The 16,535-nt window shown below is 67.8% G+C and carries 17 protein-coding genes and 1 tRNA gene; 9 read left to right on the top strand and 9 right to left on the bottom strand.

Going from position 1 to position 16,535, the window contains the following annotated elements; all coding sequences use genetic code 11:
- Nucleotides 1-111 precede the first annotated feature (111 nt).
- A complete protein-coding gene (locus FV560_RS19755; protein WP_159623710.1) occupies nt 112-591 on the bottom strand; it encodes an NUDIX hydrolase in 480 nt (159 codons plus the stop codon).
- A gap of 103 nt (nt 592-694) precedes the next feature.
- Between FV560_RS19755 and FV560_RS19750 the strand changes: the two genes are divergently transcribed.
- Entirely contained in the window at nt 695-1,987 is a 1,293-nt protein-coding gene (locus tag FV560_RS19750; RefSeq protein ID WP_235020251.1) for a uracil-xanthine permease family protein, read from the top strand.
- Nucleotides 1,988-2,011: 24 nt separating this feature from the next.
- Here FV560_RS19750 and FV560_RS19745 read toward each other — a convergent pair whose 3' ends face one another.
- The gene (locus FV560_RS19745; RefSeq protein ID WP_159623706.1) at nt 2,012-2,494 is read right to left on the bottom strand and encodes a MarR family winged helix-turn-helix transcriptional regulator; all 483 of its coding nucleotides are present in this window, start codon (nt 2,492-2,494) and stop codon (nt 2,012-2,014) included.
- A 59-nt stretch (nt 2,495-2,553) separates the two neighbouring features.
- Here FV560_RS19745 and FV560_RS19740 point away from each other — a divergent pair, with 59 nt between their 5' ends.
- The gene (locus tag FV560_RS19740) at nt 2,554-3,000 is read left to right on the top strand and encodes a nuclear transport factor 2 family protein (protein ID WP_159623704.1); all 447 of its coding nucleotides are present in this window, start codon (nt 2,554-2,556) and stop codon (nt 2,998-3,000) included.
- Nucleotides 3,001-3,245: 245 nt separating this feature from the next.
- Here the strand turns inward: FV560_RS19740 and FV560_RS19735 are convergent.
- From FV560_RS19735 to FV560_RS19725, 3 genes are all read right to left on the bottom strand, one after another.
- Nucleotides 3,246-3,319: transfer RNA gene (locus tag FV560_RS19735), tRNA-Pro, on the bottom strand.
- Between the two features lie 115 nt (nt 3,320-3,434).
- Nucleotides 3,435-4,373, bottom strand: a complete 939-nt coding sequence (locus tag FV560_RS19730) for a metallophosphoesterase (protein ID WP_159623702.1) — start codon at nt 4,371-4,373, stop codon at nt 3,435-3,437.
- Nucleotides 4,374-4,376: 3 nt separating this feature from the next.
- Nucleotides 4,377-6,845, bottom strand: a complete 2,469-nt coding sequence (locus FV560_RS19725) for a penicillin-binding protein (protein WP_159623700.1) — start codon at nt 6,843-6,845, stop codon at nt 4,377-4,379.
- 273 nt (nt 6,846-7,118) lie between these two features.
- Between FV560_RS19725 and FV560_RS19720 the strand changes: the two genes are divergently transcribed.
- Genes FV560_RS19720 through FV560_RS19710 form a run of 3 tightly spaced genes read left to right on the top strand, consistent with a single transcriptional unit; the run spans nt 7,119 to nt 8,129 of the window.
- Nucleotides 7,119-7,454 (top strand): WhiB family transcriptional regulator, encoded by a 336-nt coding sequence (locus tag FV560_RS19720; RefSeq protein WP_159623698.1) that lies wholly within the window; start codon nt 7,119-7,121, stop codon nt 7,452-7,454.
- 49 nt (nt 7,455-7,503) lie between these two features.
- On the top strand, nt 7,504-7,659 hold the full coding sequence (locus tag FV560_RS19715) for a Sp36 family protein (RefSeq protein WP_159623696.1): 156 nt from the start codon (nt 7,504-7,506) through the stop codon (nt 7,657-7,659).
- On the top strand, nt 7,656-8,129 hold the full coding sequence (locus FV560_RS19710) for a RidA family protein (RefSeq protein WP_200837837.1): 474 nt from the start codon (nt 7,656-7,658) through the stop codon (nt 8,127-8,129). Before FV560_RS19715 ends, FV560_RS19710 begins: the two co-directional genes overlap by 4 nt.
- A 74-nt stretch (nt 8,130-8,203) precedes the next feature.
- On the opposite strand, the gene FV560_RS19705 is transcribed toward FV560_RS19710, so the two are convergent.
- The 4 genes from FV560_RS19705 to FV560_RS19690 form a co-directional block, all read right to left on the bottom strand.
- On the bottom strand, nt 8,204-8,881 hold the full coding sequence (locus tag FV560_RS19705) for a Crp/Fnr family transcriptional regulator (RefSeq protein ID WP_159623692.1): 678 nt from the start codon (nt 8,879-8,881) through the stop codon (nt 8,204-8,206).
- A 110-nt stretch (nt 8,882-8,991) separates the two neighbouring features.
- Nucleotides 8,992-9,900 (bottom strand): alpha/beta fold hydrolase, encoded by a 909-nt coding sequence (locus tag FV560_RS19700; protein ID WP_159623690.1) that lies wholly within the window; start codon nt 9,898-9,900, stop codon nt 8,992-8,994.
- Between the two features lie 188 nt (nt 9,901-10,088).
- Nucleotides 10,089-12,077: an acetate--CoA ligase gene (acs, locus tag FV560_RS19695; RefSeq protein ID WP_159623688.1), complete on the bottom strand. Its 1,989-nt coding sequence runs from the start codon at nt 12,075-12,077 to the stop codon at nt 10,089-10,091.
- 156 nt (nt 12,078-12,233) lie between these two features.
- The gene (locus FV560_RS19690) at nt 12,234-13,274 is read right to left on the bottom strand and encodes a hypothetical protein (protein ID WP_159623686.1); all 1,041 of its coding nucleotides are present in this window, start codon (nt 13,272-13,274) and stop codon (nt 12,234-12,236) included.
- Between the two features lie 69 nt (nt 13,275-13,343).
- Here FV560_RS19690 and ssd point away from each other — a divergent pair, with 69 nt between their 5' ends.
- From ssd to FV560_RS19670, 4 genes are read left to right on the top strand one after another with little or no spacing between them, the layout of a single operon-like run.
- Nucleotides 13,344-14,375 (top strand): septum site-determining protein Ssd, encoded by a 1,032-nt coding sequence (ssd, locus tag FV560_RS19685; RefSeq protein ID WP_159623684.1) that lies wholly within the window; start codon nt 13,344-13,346, stop codon nt 14,373-14,375.
- Nucleotides 14,372-14,959: an ATPase, T2SS/T4P/T4SS family gene (locus FV560_RS19680; RefSeq protein ID WP_159623682.1), complete on the top strand. Its 588-nt coding sequence runs from the start codon at nt 14,372-14,374 to the stop codon at nt 14,957-14,959. The genes ssd and FV560_RS19680 overlap by 4 nt, the downstream gene beginning before the upstream one ends.
- Before the next feature lie 42 nt (nt 14,960-15,001).
- On the top strand, nt 15,002-15,721 hold the full coding sequence (locus FV560_RS19675) for a TIGR02391 family protein (RefSeq protein ID WP_159623680.1): 720 nt from the start codon (nt 15,002-15,004) through the stop codon (nt 15,719-15,721).
- 56 nt (nt 15,722-15,777) lie between these two features.
- Nucleotides 15,778-16,311 carry a hypothetical protein gene (locus FV560_RS19670; protein ID WP_159623678.1) on the top strand — a complete coding sequence of 178 codons (534 nt, stop codon included), beginning with the start codon at nt 15,778-15,780 and terminating at the stop codon, nt 16,309-16,311.
- The last annotated feature ends 224 nt before the right edge of the window (nt 16,312-16,535 follow it).

The following is a 16,535-nucleotide window of genomic DNA, read 5'->3' as shown; positions in this document are numbered from 1 at the left end:
CAACCACCCACCCTCACACGGTCACTTCTGTTGCACTGACCATATGAATCCGCCGGCGGCAACGCCGAGGAAGTCAGCGGTCGCGGGGTGGGCTCGTGGGACTTGGTGGGGCTAGCGGACGAAGTGTGGCCCCGTGGCTGGGTCGTAGGCGAGGGTGTCAGCGATGCGCTGGCGGGAGGTCTCCTGCAGGTCCTCGGGCAACGCATCCGACGGGAACCAGGCCACCTCGAGGGATTCGTCGTCGGCCACGTGCGCTGCGCCGTCGAGGTAGCGGCACCGGAACGTGAGGTCGAGGTAACTGGCGCGGTCACCGTTCGGGTAGGCGATCTCGTCCCCGCTGAGCACCGAGACCAGGGCGTCCACCTCGGCTCGGATCCCTGTCTCCTCGGCGACTTCCCGGATCGCAGCGACAGCCGGTTGCTCGCCCGGGTCGAGGATGCCGCTGATGACCGCCCAGCGACCGGTGTCGGCGCGGCGGCCAAGCAGGATGCGATCGTCGGCGTCGAACACCACGGCGCTCACTCCGGAGAGCCACAAGTGAGCGGTGCCCACGTGGCGGCGGAGTTCGAGCACGAAGTCGGGGACTGGCATGGACCGATCCTCGCACGGTGGCGAGCGGGTTCAGTGGCATTGCCGGCCGCCCACTACGATTCGGCGAGGCCATGATCGTGGCGCGATCGAACGAGGGAGAACCGTGGGCAGCTGGACCCTGTACCGGGACGGAAAGACCATCGCACCAGGAGAGGTGGTGGCGCCCGGGCAGCGACTGAGCTGGCCGCGCACCATCGGCATCGGTGCCCAGCACGTGGTGGCGATGTTCGGTGCCACCTTCCTGGTGCCGCTCCTGACTGGTTTCCCGCCGGCGACCACGCTGTTCTTCTCCGCGATCGGGACGGCCGGGTTCCTGCTGATCACCCGCGGCCGGGTGCCGAGCTACCTGGGCTCGTCCTTCGCGTTCATCGCCCCCATCGGTGCCGCGACGGCGTCGCACGGGATGGCCTCCGCCCTCGGGGGAGTGCTCGTGGTCGGGGTGTTGCTCGCCGTGCTGGGCCTCGTGGTCCACCTCGCCGGGGCGCGCTGGATCGATGTGGTGATGCCGCCGATCGTCACTGGCACGATCGTCGCGCTCATCGGCCTGAACCTGGCACCGGCTGCGTGGGGCAACGTGCAGGCAGCCCCCGTGACGGCGGTAGTCACCATTGTTGCCATCGTTCTGATCACCGTGCTGTTCCGGGGCCTGCTGGGCCGGTTGGCGATCCTGCTCGGTGTGCTGGTGGGCTATGCGGTCGCGGTGGCTCGTGGTGAGGTCGGCTTCGATGCCGTGCAGGATGCTGCCTGGGTGGGTCTGCCGCAGTTCACTGCTCCGCACTTCGATGTCGCGGTGCTCGGGCTGTTCGTGCCGGTGGTGCTGGTGCTGATCGCGGAGAACGTCGGCCACGTGAAGTCCGTAGCCGCGATGACGGGGGAGAACCTGGACGACGTGATGGGGCGCGCACTGCTGGCCGACGGTGTGGCGACGACGCTCGCCGGCGCCGGCGGCGGTTCGGGTACGACGACCTATGCCGAGAACATCGGCGTCATGGCGGCCACCAAGGTGTACTCGACGGCTGCGTACTGGGTGGCGGCAGGATTCGCGCTGCTGCTGAGCCTGTCCCCGAAGTTCGGAGAGCTCGTGGCCACGGTGCCGGTCGGTGTGCTCGGCGGTGCGGGCACGGTGCTGTACGGCATGATCGGCATCCTCGGTGCGCGCATCTGGGTGCAGAACAAGGTCGACTTCTCCGACCCGGTGAACCTCACGACCGCGGGCATCGCACTGGTGGTGGGGGTCGCGAACTTCACCTGGGTTGCCGGGGATATGACGTTCGAGGGCATTGCTCTGGGCACGGCCGCGGCGCTGGGGATCTATCACGTCATGCGCGCTGTCGCCCGGTGGCGGGGCACGTCGGCGGAGCCGGCGAGCCCGGCGTCGGCGGCCAGGGAAGGCTGACGGTAGCCTGCGCCAGTCCTGTGGCTACGGCTGCGGTGGGCGTGTGGCACGGCGGGTGACGCCGTCGGTGCCGTGGACCAGGTCGAGCAGGTGGCTGAGCACAGTTCCAGCCTGCGTCACGGCACTGGCTCCGGCTTGCTCGACGAGGGCGGACTCCAGTTCGGTCCGAGCCTGGCGACTGTCGGTGACGAGTTCGTGCCCGCGCTCGGTCAGCGACAGCCTCCGGACTCGCGCATCGTCGGCGTCGGCTGCGCGCTGCACGTACCCGAGGTTCTCGAGCTCTCGGACGTACTTGGACGCGGCCTGCTGGGTGACGCCGAGGTGAGCCGCCAGCTCGGTCACGGTCGGCCCGCCGTCGATGAGGTGTTGGATGACGTAGCCGTGTGACGTCCGCACGCCCTGATGGCCGATGCGGTGCAGCCGCTCGAGCAGGTAGTCGTTGGCGGCCGATCCGGTCAGCCAGGCGAGGGTGGCGGTGTCGAGGGATGCGGGGTTGACGGCAGGCATACCTCAGTTTCCCACAACCATGGTTGAGCAATTGTGGATCAACAACTATGGTTGTGGATATGAGAACTCAGAACGAAACTGACGCTCCGTCGACGACTGCATCCGAGAGTGAGCCGTTCGCCGTGCTCCGCAGGCTCCACGGGGCGCTGGAATCCGGAGGGCATGGAGAGCAGCTGCGTGAGCTCTTCGCGCCGGAGGCAGAGCTGGTGGAACGGCCGAATGTGCTCAAACCGGATGGAGCCACGGCGACCGTCGGGGACATGATCGCCGCATCCACGGCTGGTGCGTCACTGCTCGCTGTGCAGCGCTACGCGGTGCGCTCGCAGATGACAGCGGGGGACGAGGTGGCGGTCCGCCTGACCTGGGAGGGCGAGGTGGCGGCCGACGCCGGACCGTTCCGTCGCGGGCAGGTCCTCACCGCTCACATCGCCCAGTTCGCGACAGTCCGGGACGGGCGGATCGTTCGTCTGGAAACCTTCGACTGCTACGAGCCGTTCGAGCGGTAGGGCACGTGGCGGGGAAGTCGTGCTGCAGAATCTCGTGCCGCCCAACATTTCCGCGGATTAAGTGATGAGTTCGCACCCGCCGTGGGAATGACAGGAGGCCCCTGATCTGCGTTTCCGCAGGTCAAGGGCCTCCATCTGTCGGGGTGGCGGGAGCCGTCGCTACGCTCCTCCGCGAATCCCACAGCGCAGATACATGAACGCTGGCGGCACCCCTCCTACGTCGGGGTACCACCAGCGTTCATCTGTCGGGGTGGCGGGATTCGAACCCACGACCTCTTCGTCCCGAACGAAGCGCGCTACCAAGCTGCGCCACACCCCGGTGCAGCCCGGCCAGCATAGCGGAGCACAAGCCTGAGGGAGAAACTGGCGCTGTGTGCACAGTCACATCCGCTGGCTGCATCCGTCGACGCCGTGGGGGCAACTGGCTCCAGCGGTCAGCGCGGCGTCAGCGTCAGCACTGTCACGCTCGGGCGGCACGCGAAGCGGACCGGCGTGAACGGGCTCGTTCCGACCCCATTGGAGACGTGCAGGTAGGTGGAGCCCGCTTCGCCGGCGGCGCCGGGCCAGCCGCTGAGGCCGCTGGCGCGCGCGGTGTCGAGGTCGCAGTTGGTCACCAGCGCACCGTATCCGGGCACGCAGAGCTGACCGCCGTGAGTGTGCCCGGCGAGGATCAGGTCGCAACCGTCGGTGTGCATCGCGTCCAGCACCCGACGGTAGGGGGCGTGCGCCACGCCAAGGCGCAGCACCGGTGCGTTCGCATCGCTAGCCTGGCCGGCCGGTGGAGCAGGCATTCTGTCGCGGTCCAGGTGCGGGTCATCGACGCCCACCAGGTCCACGTGAGTCCCGTTCACCTCGACGGCGTCCCTGCGGTTGGTCAGGTCGCGCCACCCTGCCGCGGCGAACGCCAGGCCGAGTTCGCGGGCCGGAAGGTCTTCGGGCTCAGGGGCAGCCTCATGACGGCGCGGATCGGCAAGCAGGTAGCGGGCCGGGTTCTTCGGCTTCGGCGCGTAGTAGTCGTTGGAGCCCATCACGAAGGCACCCGGACGCTCCAGCAGAGGTTCCAGCGCTCGGAGCACTGCTGGCATGGACGCAGCGTGAGCCATGTTGTCGCCGGTGTTGATGACCAGGTCTGGTTCCAGCTCCGCCAGGCCCCGCAGCCAACTGATGGTGCGGCATTGCCGCGGGAGCAGGTGCAGATCGGAGAGGTGCAGGATCCGCATCGCGGGCGCCCCGGCGGCGAGGACCGGCACACGCACGTGCCGGACCGTGTAGGCCTTCGCCTCGGCCAGGGACCAGGCGAGCACCCCGAGACCGGCAGCGACCACTCCGGCGCCGTACCGCCGCCCTAGCGATGCGCGGTGGGCAGGTGTCATCTGCTAGTCGTCGTCGCCATTGCCAGGCCCGCCGCCATTGCCTGGTCCGCCATTCCCATTGCCAGGTCCGCCGTCGTTCCCATCGTCTCCGCTGTCGTCGTCCGGATCCTCCTCCGGCTCCGGACCAGAGCTGAAGATCACGCCCACCTCGGAACCTGGTCGAAGCTGGCTTCCTGCACCAGGAGTGGTCCCGATCGCGCGGTCCGCAGGCACCGAATCGCTGGGCTGACTGCTTGCCGAATAGGGCTGGAACCCAGCCTCACGGAGTGTGTCACCGGCTTCGGAGCCGCTCATCCCGACCACGCTGGGTACCGGGCGCCGCTCACCGAAGATCTCCCGGTCACGGGCGTCCTCGAACTGCTGGACCGGCATGCCGTCGACGGCCTCGGACATGTAGTCCTGCCAGATGGGTGCGGCCGTGTTTCCGCCATACCATTGGGGCCGGTAGACGCCGTTGATGGTTTCGTCGAACATCGACACGCTGCCTTCGGAGTGACCGACCCACACTGCTGTGGCGAGCTGCGGGACATAGCCGACGAACCAGGCGGCCGTGTCATCATTTGCGGTCCCAGTCTTTCCGGCTACGGGACGGCCCGAAAGTTGGGCGTTGACACCTGTGCCGTTCGGGCTCACCACCTCTTGCAGCGCGTGGTTCATCGCGTTGGCAATGCGCGGCTCAAGTACTTGATTACAGTCGGCGTCGGGGACGGCGAGTTCTTCCCCGTCGGCGTTGACGACCCGTTCGATGGCGATCGGGGTGCAGTACGTACCGCCGGACGCGTAGGTGGCAAAAGCCGCAGCCATGGTCAAAGGTGCCACTTCGTTGACGCCTAATGCCATAGCCGGTCGTACTGCCATCGAGTAGTCACCAAACGGTTCGCCGCTGTCCGGATCAATGTAGGGTTCACCAGGGTCGACGGTGGCGTGGTGGTACCCCATCCGCTGCACCGTGTCGGCGATGTCGCACTGATTGAGCTGGTTGGACATGTTGACGTATGCGACGTTCGCTGACTCCCGGGTGGCCTCAAGGACCGACATGTCGCGATTCGGAGTGACTTCGAGGTTCAACGGAGCATACCTGTCGGCGAACTGAGGTAGGCAGGTGTCCCAGGATGTGCGAGGAAAGACCTGTCCGGTGCGTCCGTCCACTGTCTCATTCAGAGAATGACCATCGATCAACCACTGCGTCAGCACAAAAGCCTTGAACGTCGACCCGGTTTGGAACCCGTTCGACCCACCGTGGGAGTTGTCGGCGTTGAAGTTCACCTGCGTGGCCCGGGGCTCTTCCTCGGAGGCCACACCGTAGGGCGTGTTCTGCGCCATCGCCAAGATCCGGCCCGTGCCGGGTTCGATAGTCGACGTGGCCGTGGACACCCCGGACTCGTCGTCCACCGGGATGTTGCTGACCAGCGCGTCGTAGGCCTGCTGCTGCATCTCCGGGTCGAGGGTGGTGTGGATCTGCAGGCCGCCACGCACCAGCAACTGGTAGCGCTCGGCCTGGGTCTCACCGAATACCGGATTGTCGAGAATCTCGGCCCGCACGTAGTCGCAGAAGTAGGTGCTGATACCCGCGTCACACCCGTTTGGAGTTGGCGTGACGTCCAGCATCTCCTCGACCGGGATCGCGACCGCCTCGTCGTACTCGTCCTGGGTGATGTTCCCCTGGTCGAGCATCAAGCCGAGCACGGTATCGCGCCGGTTCTCCGCGTTCTCCGGGTTGACCACCGGGTTCCAACCCGCAGGATTCTGCGTTTGCCCCGCCAGGAGCGCCGCCTCAGCGATCGTCAGTTCAGCAGCGCTGTGGCCGAAGAAGTAGCGAGAGGCGGACTCGACGCCGTAGTGCGAGGGGCCGAACTGCGCGATATTGAGGTATCCCTCAAGGATCTGGTCCTTGCTGCGGTGCTGCTCCAGTGAGATCGCGAGTTTCGCCTCCCGCAGTTTGCGGCCCAATGTGGGTGCCGTGGCTGCGGCGATGGCGTCTGCGTCCTCGGCGTGGCGGCCGGCTTCGATCAGCACGTTCTTCACGTATTGCTGAGTGAGGGTGGACCCACCCTGAGTATCGGGACTGACCAGGTTCTGCACGGCAGCACGGATCAAGCCCTCGGGATCGACGCCGCTGTGCTCGTAGAAGCGCCGGTCCTCGACCGCAACCACCGCCTCCTGCATGTTCTCGGAGATCTCATCCAGAGGCCGCACGATCCGGTTCTCCAGATAGAACCGCGCCAGGATCGAGCCGTCGTTGGCCAGGATCACGGTCTGTTCGGAGAGCTCTTCGCTGCCGAGCTCGGTCGGCAGCTCGTCGAACATCTGCGAGGCTGCGTCGGTGGTCGCGCCGACCGTCGCCACCGCCGGCATGATGAATCCTGCGGAGAGCACGCCACCGACCCCGGCCACCATCAAGAAGGCCAGGAACATCGAGATCAGCTGCGCCACGTTGACCGTGCGGGAGGTCGATCGCGAGGGAGGAGCCATGGGCCAAGGGTACGATGCCCGGCTGACTGTGCCCACCGTCGCACACGGTTCGTGGCAGGCTTCACGCTCCCATCGGCGATGCCCGTACGAGTCGCTGCGAATACCTCCTGTTGATCTGGGGCTTCCATCGGCCCCCATATCCGGTGTATAACTCCGGGGTGGCACTTATGCCACAAGATGATGACATCAGGTAGATCTCGGGGGAGATCACAGCGGGTCGACGCCGATCAGCTGATGATGGGTCACGCCACTCGCAGTGGAGAGGTGGGGAACATGAGCACGACCATCGACGAGGACTGGACACTCCAGGCAGCATGCGCGAAGCGCTCGCCGGATGAGTTGTTCGTGCAAGGTGCGGCACAACGTCAAGTACGCGAGATCTGCTTCCAGTGCCCGGTCCGGATCGACTGCCTCGTGGATGCGCTCGACAATCGGATCCAGTTCGGTGTGTGGGGCGGGATGACCGAGCGCGAACGCCGTGCGTTGTTGCGCAGCGAACCGGACGTCGACTCCTGGCGGGCGATGCTCGGCGAGGTGAATGACTCAGAGCTGGATGAGTTCGTTGGTATCCGACGGAGCCGTCGGGCGATGCGTGCAGTGGGAGCCTGACCGCTCGCGACTCCTGTGTGCGCCGCGCTGAGTGCGTAGGATCACCCGTATGACACGCTGGGAGTACGCGACAGTTCCGCTGATCATCCACGCCACCAAGCAGATCCTCGACCAATGGGGCGAGGACGGCTGGGAGCTTGTCCAGGTGGTGCCAGGCCCGGACAACAACGGGCTCGTGGCCTACCTGAAGCGGGAGAAGCAGTGACGGCGTCGCAGCGCCTGGCCGAGTTGGGCATTGAGTTGCCCGACGTCGTCCCGCCCGTGGCGTCCTACACGCCGGCCGTCCGTCAGGGTGATGTCGTCTACACCGCGGGCCAGCTGCCCCTGGTAGCCGGCACGCTCGTGCACACCGGCAAGGTCGGTGACGGGGACGGACTCGTCAGCGAAGCCGACGCCCATGCTGCCGCCCGGGTCGCCGCACTCAACGCCGTCGCCGCCGCAGCCTCCGTGGCAGGCGGCGTCGACCGCATCGCCCGGGTGGTCAAGGTCGTCGGCTTCGTGGCCTCGGAGGCCACTTTCACCGGCCAGCCCCGGGTGATCAACGGCGCCTCGGACGTGCTGCAGGAGATCTTCGGTGACGCGGGCGTGCACGCACGCTCCGCCGTCGGGGTGGCTGTTCTCCCGATGGACGCCCCGGTCGAGGTGGAGCTGATCGTCGAGGTGCGCCCCTCATAAGAGGAGCGCCCGCACAAGGAAAACGCTCGACGGCGACTCACCGGCCGCCGTCGAGCGTTTCGTTTGCGTGTGGTTCAGCGAGCGCGGTGGGTGAGCCGGTCGATATCCACCAGCACCACAGTGCGGCCCTGCAGCTGAATCCAGCCGCGGTTGGAGAACTCGGCCAGGGCCTTGTTCACCGTTTCGCGCGTGGCTCCCACCAACTGGGCGAGCTCCTCCTGGGTGAGATCGTGCGTGACCCGCAGACCGCCGTCGGTCCGTTCGCCGAAACGACGACCCAGGTCCAGTAGCGCCTTGGAGACCCGGCCGGGTACATCGGAGAAGATCAGGTCGGAGACCTTGTCGTTGGTACGCCGCAGCCGCAGCGCGAGGGAGCGCAACAGGTGCTGAGACACCTCCGGTCGCTGATCCAGGATCTGCAGCAGCCCCTGATGGCTCAGCTCGACCAGTTCCGTGGTCGCCAGGGCGGTCGCGGTGGCGGTGCGCTTGCCCGGGTCGTACAGGGACACCTCGCCCAGGATCTCGCCCGGCCCGAGGATGGCGAGCAGGTGCTCCCGCCCGTCCGGGGCCATGTGCCCGAGCTTGACCTTCCCAGAGCCGAGGACGAACAGCCGGTCGCCAGCAGACCCCTCGTGGAAGATCTCCTCACCGCGGCGGAACGTGAGTTCGGCGGTGCGCTCGCGGACCGCGCGGTAACTCTCGTCGCTCAATTCGGCGAAGAGTGGGGCGGATCGGACCACGGCCTCGTCCATCAGAAGAATCCCTTCATCTCGCTGTGAGGTCAGCCACAGTCTGCCACCTGCGGGCGGTGTGGCGCGCCATCAACGCTCTCTGGAGCCGGATCGTTATCGGGTGTGACGGCTCACTCCAGCCCGCCGAGCCACTCGATCAGCAGCTCACTGACCTGCTCCGGCGCCTCCTCCGGCAGCCAGTGCCCAGCCCCGGCCACGCTCACCCGGGAGTAGGTGGCGTGCACGTAGTCGCCGTCCCGCCGGTAGGAGGAGTCGGTGAACACCGGGTCCGCCGTGCCGCGCATCGAGAGCACCGGCACTGTGATCGCCTTGTTCACCGCGGCCCGGTACCGCTGGCCGTCCACGCGGGGGGTGGACCGCAACGACCAGCGCAGCTGCTCCATCGCGCTGTGCGCGACGAACGGCAGCCGCACCGCCTGGGTGTACAGGTCCACGCCCTCCGGTTCCCACCCGGGAGCCCCCCAGGCCCGCAGAAGGCGAGCGACGCCGTCGGCGTGGGTGAAGGACCGCTCCGGGAACCACGGCACCTGGAACCGTGCCAGGGTGCGCAGCGTGCTCACGGGCGCCACCCGGACCGACGGGGTGTGTAACGGCACCGGGTGCGGGGCGGCGAGTACCCCCACCGCACGCGTGACCGCCGGGGCCATCGCCGGCATCGACCAGGCCACCTGGCCTCCCAGGCCGTGTCCGATCACGACGGCGGAGCTCGCCCCGAGTGAGCCGATCACCCCCCGTACGTCCGCCACCATCGAGGGCGTGTCGTGACCGGAAGGCGGCTTGTCGGAGCCCGCGTAGCCGCGCAGGTCCATTGCCGCCACCCGGTAGCCGGCGTCGGCCAGTGCTGGGATCTGTGCCCGCCAGGCCCACCAGAACTGTGGGAAGGCGTGCAGCAGCACCACCAGCGGTGCCTGCCCGTCGTCGGACCCGGCGAGCGCCACATGGAAGCGACCGCCGTTGGCGGCGACCATCCGGTGGGTCCACGGGCCGGGTTGTTGAACGAGCGCTGGGTCGGGTGTCACGAGAGGCGAGGCTACCCGCGCGGCGCAGCGGAGCGAATCATCCGGGAGGTGGAGAGAAGAAATCCCTCGTCGATCTGGCGGTTGAGTTCGAACTGTCAACCACCAGATCGACGAGGGATTTCCACAACCACGGAATCGCACGTCGAATTGGCGGTTGAGGCACAGCCAAATCGACGTGCGATTTCGGGTCAGTCCTGCCCGGAGGAGCCCTTCATACCGCTGCTGATCAGATCCATCACCGAGCTGTCGGCCAGGGTGGTCACGTCCCCCACCTGCCGGTTCTCGGCCACGTCACGCAGCAACCGCCGCATGATCTTGCCCGACCGGGTCTTCGGCAGCTCCGCCACCACGAGGATCGAACGCGGTTTGGCAATCGGGCCGATCTCGGAGGCCACGTGGTTGCGCAGCGCTGCCACCACGTCCGCACCCTCGCCCACCTCGTCGGTCTTCTCCTTCGCATCCCCGCGCAGGATCACGAAGGCCACGACCGCCTGACCGGTGGTGTCGTCGCTGGCGCCCACGACGGCTGCCTCGGCCACCCACTCGTGGGAGACCAGGGCCGACTCGATCTCGGTGGTGGAGAGGCGGTGCCCGGAGATGTTCATCACGTCATCCACCCGGCCGAGCAGCCAGATGTCGCCGTCGGCGTCGTACTTGGCGCCGTCGCCGGCGAAGTAGGTGCCAGGGAAACGGGACCAGTAGGTGTCCTTGAACCGCTCCTCGTCGCCCCAGATGCCGCGCAGCATCGACGGCCACGGCTGGTCGAGCACCAGGTAGCCACCGCCACCGGGGCCCACTGCCTCACCGGCGTCGTCCCAGATGCTCACCGAGACACCCGGCAGCGGCACCTGCGCCGAGCCCGGCTTGGTGGCGGTCACGCCCGGCAGCGGGGAGATCATGATCGCGCCGGTCTCGGTCTGCCACCAGGTGTCGACGATGGGGGCCTTGTCGCCACCGATCACGCGGCGGTACCACATCCACGCCTCGGGGTTGATCGGCTCACCCACGCTGCCCAGCAGGCGCAGCGAGGAGAGGTCGAACTTCGCCGGAACGTCGTCGCCCCACTTCATGCAGGTGCGGATCGCCGTCGGGGCCGTGTACAGGATCGTGACGCCGTACTTCTCGACGATCTCCCACCAGCGGCCCTGGTGCGGGGTGTCCGGGGTGCCCTCGTAGAGCACCTGGGTGGCGCCGTTGATGAGCGGCCCATAGGTGATGTAGGAGTGGCCGGTGACCCAGCCGACATCGGCCGTGCACCAGTAGACGTCCGTCTCGGGCTTGAGGTCGAAGACGTTCCAGTGCGTGTAGGCGGTCTGGGTGAGGTAGCCGCCGGTGGTGTGCAGGATGCCCTTGGGCTTGCCGGTGGTGCCCGAGGTGTACAGGATGAACAGCGGGTGCTCGGCCTCGACGGCCACCGGGGTGTGCTCCTCGGATGCCTCGCTGAGGGCGTCGTGCCACCACACGTCCCGGCCCTCGGTCCAGGCCACATCCTGCTCGGTGCGACGCACCACGAGCACGTGCTTGACGTTCGTCTCACCCTTGGCCAGGGCGTCGTCCACGGCGGGCTTGAGGGCACTCGGCTTGCCGCGCCGGTATCCGCCGTCGGCGGTGATCACGGCGGTGGCGTCGGCGTCGATGATCCGCGAGTACAGCGCTTCGGCGGAGAAGCCGCCGAAGACCACCGAGTGGGCGGCGCCGATGCGGGCGCATGCCAGCATCGCGATGACGGCTTCGGGAATCATCGGCAGGTAGATGGCGACGCGATCCCCGGTCTTCACTCCCAGGGATTCCAAGGCGTTCGCGGCCTTGGACACCTCGCGCTGCAGATCGGCATAGGTCAGGGTGCGGGTGTCGCCGGGCTCCCCTTCGAACAGGATCGCGGTCCGGTCGCCGTTGCCTGCCTCGACGTGCCGGTCGACGGCGTTGTAGGCGGCGTTGAGGCGCCCGTCGGCGAACCATCGCGCGGTCGGGGCGCCGGAGAAGTCCAGCACCTCGGTGAACGGGGTGTCCCACGTGAGGTGGCGGCGGGCCTGCTCGGCCCAGAACTCGAGGCGATCCGCCTCTGCCTGGGCATACAGGTCGCCCGTCGCATTGGCGGCGGCTGCGAACTCCTCCGACGGCGCGAACGCGCGCGTCTCAGTCAGGAGGTTCTCCAGGGCGGGGTTGTGGTCGGTCACTGTTCCTCCGAGCAACGGCTATGGTGCATGGCTACCTGCCTAGCCTATGCCCAACGCAGCCGGTTGCTGCAGGCGGTGGCAGCCTCCGGCTCGTCCCACGACGGCGGAGGCCGGCTCCCGTCGGGAACCGGCCTCCGGCAGAGGTACTGAGGGCGCTCAGACCTCGGCAGCGATCTTGCGGCGCTCCTCGCGCCGTCCCTGCCGCCTCGCTCCGTGGGAGACGATCCCGAGGAAGATCAGCACGACCCCGTAGAGCAGCAACCGTCCGGCGTGCCCTTCGGAGATGAGGTGGTCGTAGACGTTCGTCCCGAACTGGCCGAGCCGGTCGAAGATGGCGGACTGGTCGTTCAGGAAGTCGTTCACGATCACCGGGACGGCGAGGAATGCGGCTCCGATGACAGTGCCGATCGACCCGACGATGATCGACCCCACCGAGGACCAGCGCGCGGCCAGCAGCAGCACGATCGCGCACAGGAGGCCTCCGGCCAGCTCCACGAGCCCGGCCACGTTCACGGCCTCGAGGTTGCGGTCCAGGGAGAAGGCGATTCGCTCGCCGCCGTCGGCCAGCAGGTACCAGGCAACGGGGGCGAAGACGATCGCGATGAGGATGCCCCACCAGTGCGCGGCAGCCCGGGATCGTGGGCCGTCATCCCAGTCCCCGAACGGGTCGTCCTCCGCAGGTGCGGGTTCGGTCTGTACCGGTGCTGGGGCGACGGGGGTCGCAGGCGGAGCCGCGCTCGGTGGAGCGGGCTCTGATGTGGGTTCGCCGGTGTTCCGGCCGAACCGACGTGCCCGCTCCTGCCGGAGCGCGGTGTCCTCGTCCTCGGTCGGCAGCTGCCGGGTGGCTGGCTCGGTGCCGAGCGTCGTCGTCGGTTCTGAGGTGGAGGGAGCCGGTGGGGGCGGTGGAGTCGGCTCGGACGGTTCAGGTGCCGCCCCTGCGTGGTCGGAGCGTGTGCTCTCGGTGTTCGTGGCGTTCTCAGACGCGCTGGTGCCCTCGGTGGCCGCCGCCTCGTCGGGCGCGGCGGTCGAGTCGCGGTCGTCGCGGTCGTGCGGTGGGACGGTGCTCACGTGGTCCTCCAGTTGGCTGGTGGCCACACCGTATCGATGCCGGGCCGCCGGAGTGATCGTGGCGCGCCGGGGCGCCGCCAGCCAGGTGAGCCGATATCCACAGGTGAGTGCCGCCGTCGGTCTATCCACACCCCGCCTCCTGAGCGGACGAGTCGAGCTTGCGCACCGGTCAGGGTGTGAGACGTGAAGGGAGCAGCGATGAGTCAGGACGAACCGATCGTGGCCTTGCGGTCTGCCCGCACCGATGTGATCGATGCTGTGCGTGAGGTGGTGGCGCTCGCGGATCGGCCGGTGGTGGTGCATCCGCCCGGTGCCGGGCCGGCCCCGGCCCGGTTGCTCGTCGACAGCCTCGAGGAGCGCACACCCGAGGATCCGCTCTGGGTGCGACCAGGCTCGCGCTCGGTTGCCGTCACCATGCAGGACGTGGATGGCTCGTCCCCGGCCCCTCCACGGACACACGCATCCGGTGAGGGCCGCCCGCTCCGGCTGCCCGCCGACGCGCAGGCACTGCTCACCATGGTCCGCACCGCGGCGCGGGAGCGCCGGGCGAGAGTCATCGGCGTGGTCGGCGCCCGTGGTGGTGCCGGCGCCTCCTGCCTGGCTGCAGCCCTGGCCCGCACCGCCGTCGATCGTGGCCTGGGGACGGCCCTGGCCGACCTCGACACATGCGGAGCCGGGGTCGATCTCCTGCTCGGGATCGAGCACAGCGGTGGGCTGCGGTGGGCTGACCTCTCCACCGGAGACGGGGCCCTTCCGCACGACCAGCTGGCTGCGGCCCTGCCCTCGTGGGGCGGGGTGCGGGTGCTCTCGGCCGACTGGCGCGGCGGGCCGGAGACGTCGCAGGGCTCCGAGGCGCTCGACGCCTTGGCCGCCGGGCACGATCTGCTCGTTCTTGATCTCCCCCGGGCGCAGGCGGTGTGGGCCGGGATGTGCGACGTCGTCTACGTGGTGACCACATGCGATGTGATGAGCGGCGCGGCCGCACGGATGCTGGCCGCCGGATGGCAGGGCGGGGATCTGCGGCTCGTGGTGCGTGGCCCCGCGCCAGGTGGCCTCACAGCCGCCGAGGTGGCGCAGGCATGTGGATTGACGCTGGCGGTGAGCATGCGGGAGGAACGGAGCCTGGCGGCTGCGCTCGAACGCGGGGTGGCGCCCGGGGAGAACCGGCGTGGGCCGCTGCGCCGAGGTGCGCTCGCTGCACTGCGGGATCTGGACCTGGTGGACGAATGAGCACCGGACTCACCGCGGTGCGCCAAGCCCTGCTCGACGGCCCGGCCGATGTGGGCCCGGCCGAGGTCAGCCGGGCGGTGCGCCGATCGGCCGGGCTGCGCCCCGATGGGGCGTTGCTCGACCTGGACCGCCAGGCACGGGCTGAGATGCTCGGCGCCGGACCGACCCTGCAGCCACTGCTCGACGATCCGGCGGTCAGCGACGTCGTCGTGAACGGCGACGGCTCGGTCTGGGTGGACCGCGGTGGCGGCCTGACGCTCCAACCGGGGCGGCTGCGTGAGACCCGCGCCCTCGCCACGCGGCTCGCTGCTGCCGCCGGGCAGCGTCTCGACGATGCCGCTCCGATCGCTGAGGGGCGCCTTCCGGACGGTACCCGGCTGCATGCGATGCTGCCGCCGCTGTGTGCTGAGGGGGCCGCGATCTCACTGCGGACGATGCGAACCCGGGCCTTCGACCCGACCGAGCTGCAAGCCTCCGGGATGCTCGGATCGCGTGGAGCCCAGGTGCTGGAGCGGTTGATCCAGGTGCGGGCGAATGTCCTGGTCAGCGGTGCGACAACACCCGGTATCAAACAAGCACATTAGACCTAGCCTGGTGTGGCGCTCACGGAGGCTAGACTCCGCCGGGTGGACACTGATTGGGCACTGGAGCAGCTCAGGTGGTGGCTGACGCTGCATGAGCGCGTGCCATTGCCTGAGGGTGAAGCGCGCAGCAACCGCAAGACGCGTTTCCGCGGGACAACGGAGGAACGGGAAGCCGCCGACAACGTTGTCTGGGAGATCGCAAGGATGGTGTACGAGGAGGTGCCGCGCCATCCTCGTCACGTCAGCGCGGAGTATGTCCGGCGGACGATTTGGGAGATTGAGAATGGATCCGAAGTCCGCTCCCACCTCGGGCTGCAGGACCCAGCACCCACCATTGTCGCGGACTCTCTTCATCCATGGGTCTGGGACGCTGCCGAACCACATTGGCGCAGCGGTAACCACGATGCAGCAATCTGGGCTGCGGCGATCAATGTAAATTCACGCTTGCAGAGCAAGGTAGATCGAAAGGATGTTGGCGAAAGCGCGTTGCTCAAGGAGTGCTTCAGTACCGATGATCCGAAGCCCGGGAGGCCACGTCTACGGCGTTGCGGCCCAGAAAATCCCGATCTGTTCAAGGATATGCACCGTGGGCCGGCGAACTTCGGACAAGGGCTCTTTGCCGCAGTGCGCAATCCGCTCAATCATGTGACCGCCGACGATCACCTAATCGGAGAGGCGGAAGCGCTTGAAGCGCTGGCCTCGCTCAGTCTCCTCGCAAGGTGGATCGACCAGGCTGAAGTCGTCGAGGTCGAGAACTCGTGACGGGGTTGCCGCGCTTGATGGTGCTAGAGCCCTCTCGAGGCGTCTAGGCTCCGGTCATGGATGGAACCACGTGGGTAGGCGCGGGCCTCAGTGTGCTCGGTGCGATCTTGGCTTGGCTGGCTGCGCGGGAGGCGCGAGCAGGCGCGCGCGACCTGGCCGCCCTTAATCACAGGATCGCTGCTCTGGATAGGGAAGCGGAGCAGTTGACCGCGTCTTATCGCGAGTATGTGGAGGCCCTTCGGGTCGTGCACGACAGGGAGAGCGCAGCTAAAGCGATCTCAGCGGCAGAGTTGTTACTGGCGCATTGGCGAGCCTCCCCAACCCTCGTCCCCGAGGTTGAGAACATCAACGACCTGATTAGGGCGGATTATACGGAACATGGCGACCCTGCCCGCCAGTTTGGTAAAGAGGTTTTCGCCGCTGTGAAAGATCGTCGGCCCGACAAATATGACCTAACCGGGGTGCGTTCCCAGTTTAGGCAACTGCTGCAAGATGTGGCAAAAGAAAGAATAGATCTGGTGACTGAACGCGACAGAGTGGGCTGGTGGCCATGGCGTTGGCCGTGGCGCCGAAGCGGCGGCAAGGGGTAGGGGAGTAGAGATCGCAGCCGGTCCGGTCCGTCGGACGGCTGTTCCGGCAGCCTTCCTTGCCGCGTCGGATCACCCCCACCCCCCCTGTGTGCCTCCTCGAGGCTTCGAGGGGGTCAAGACGGTGTGTGGGGCCCGTGAGGGGTTGCGCGGCGCTCGAGCGGAAGCGTGCGAGGTCTGAGCATGACAGCAGCCCGCCACCCCGGCGCAGGGTGACGGGCTGCTGG

Origin of the sequence: Ruania rhizosphaerae (assembly GCF_009805705.1) — a bacterium.
In the GTDB taxonomy this organism is placed as follows: Bacteria; Actinomycetota; Actinomycetes; order Actinomycetales; family Beutenbergiaceae; genus Ruania; species Ruania rhizosphaerae.
The sequence above is the reverse complement of the archived record's forward strand: the minus strand, read 5'-3'. Positions and strand labels throughout refer to the sequence as shown.

What these genes read in the sequence shown, in the direction of transcription:
- FV560_RS19705 (WP_159623692.1), bottom strand. Translation starts at nt 8,881, where the DNA reads ATGGACGAGGCCGTGGTCCGATCCGCCCCACTCTTCGCCGAATTGAGC.
- FV560_RS19745 (WP_159623706.1), bottom strand. Translation starts at nt 2,494, where the DNA reads ATGCCTGCCGTCAACCCCGCATCCCTCGACACCGCCACCCTCGCCTGG.
- FV560_RS19720 (WP_159623698.1), top strand. Translation starts at nt 7,119, where the DNA reads ATGAGCACGACCATCGACGAGGACTGGACACTCCAGGCAGCATGCGCG.
- FV560_RS19680 (WP_159623682.1), top strand. Translation starts at nt 14,372, where the DNA reads ATGAGCACCGGACTCACCGCGGTGCGCCAAGCCCTGCTCGACGGCCCG.
- FV560_RS19730 (WP_159623702.1), bottom strand. Translation starts at nt 4,373, where the DNA reads ATGACACCTGCCCACCGCGCATCGCTAGGGCGGCGGTACGGCGCCGGA.
- FV560_RS19725 (WP_159623700.1), bottom strand. Translation starts at nt 6,845, where the DNA reads ATGGCTCCTCCCTCGCGATCGACCTCCCGCACGGTCAACGTGGCGCAG.
- FV560_RS19715 (WP_159623696.1), top strand. Translation starts at nt 7,504, where the DNA reads ATGACACGCTGGGAGTACGCGACAGTTCCGCTGATCATCCACGCCACC.
- ssd (WP_159623684.1), top strand. Translation starts at nt 13,344, where the DNA reads ATGAGTCAGGACGAACCGATCGTGGCCTTGCGGTCTGCCCGCACCGAT.
- FV560_RS19670 (WP_159623678.1), top strand. Translation starts at nt 15,778, where the DNA reads ATGGATGGAACCACGTGGGTAGGCGCGGGCCTCAGTGTGCTCGGTGCG.
- FV560_RS19740 (WP_159623704.1), top strand. Translation starts at nt 2,554, where the DNA reads ATGAGAACTCAGAACGAAACTGACGCTCCGTCGACGACTGCATCCGAG.
- FV560_RS19755 (WP_159623710.1), bottom strand. Translation starts at nt 591, where the DNA reads ATGCCAGTCCCCGACTTCGTGCTCGAACTCCGCCGCCACGTGGGCACC.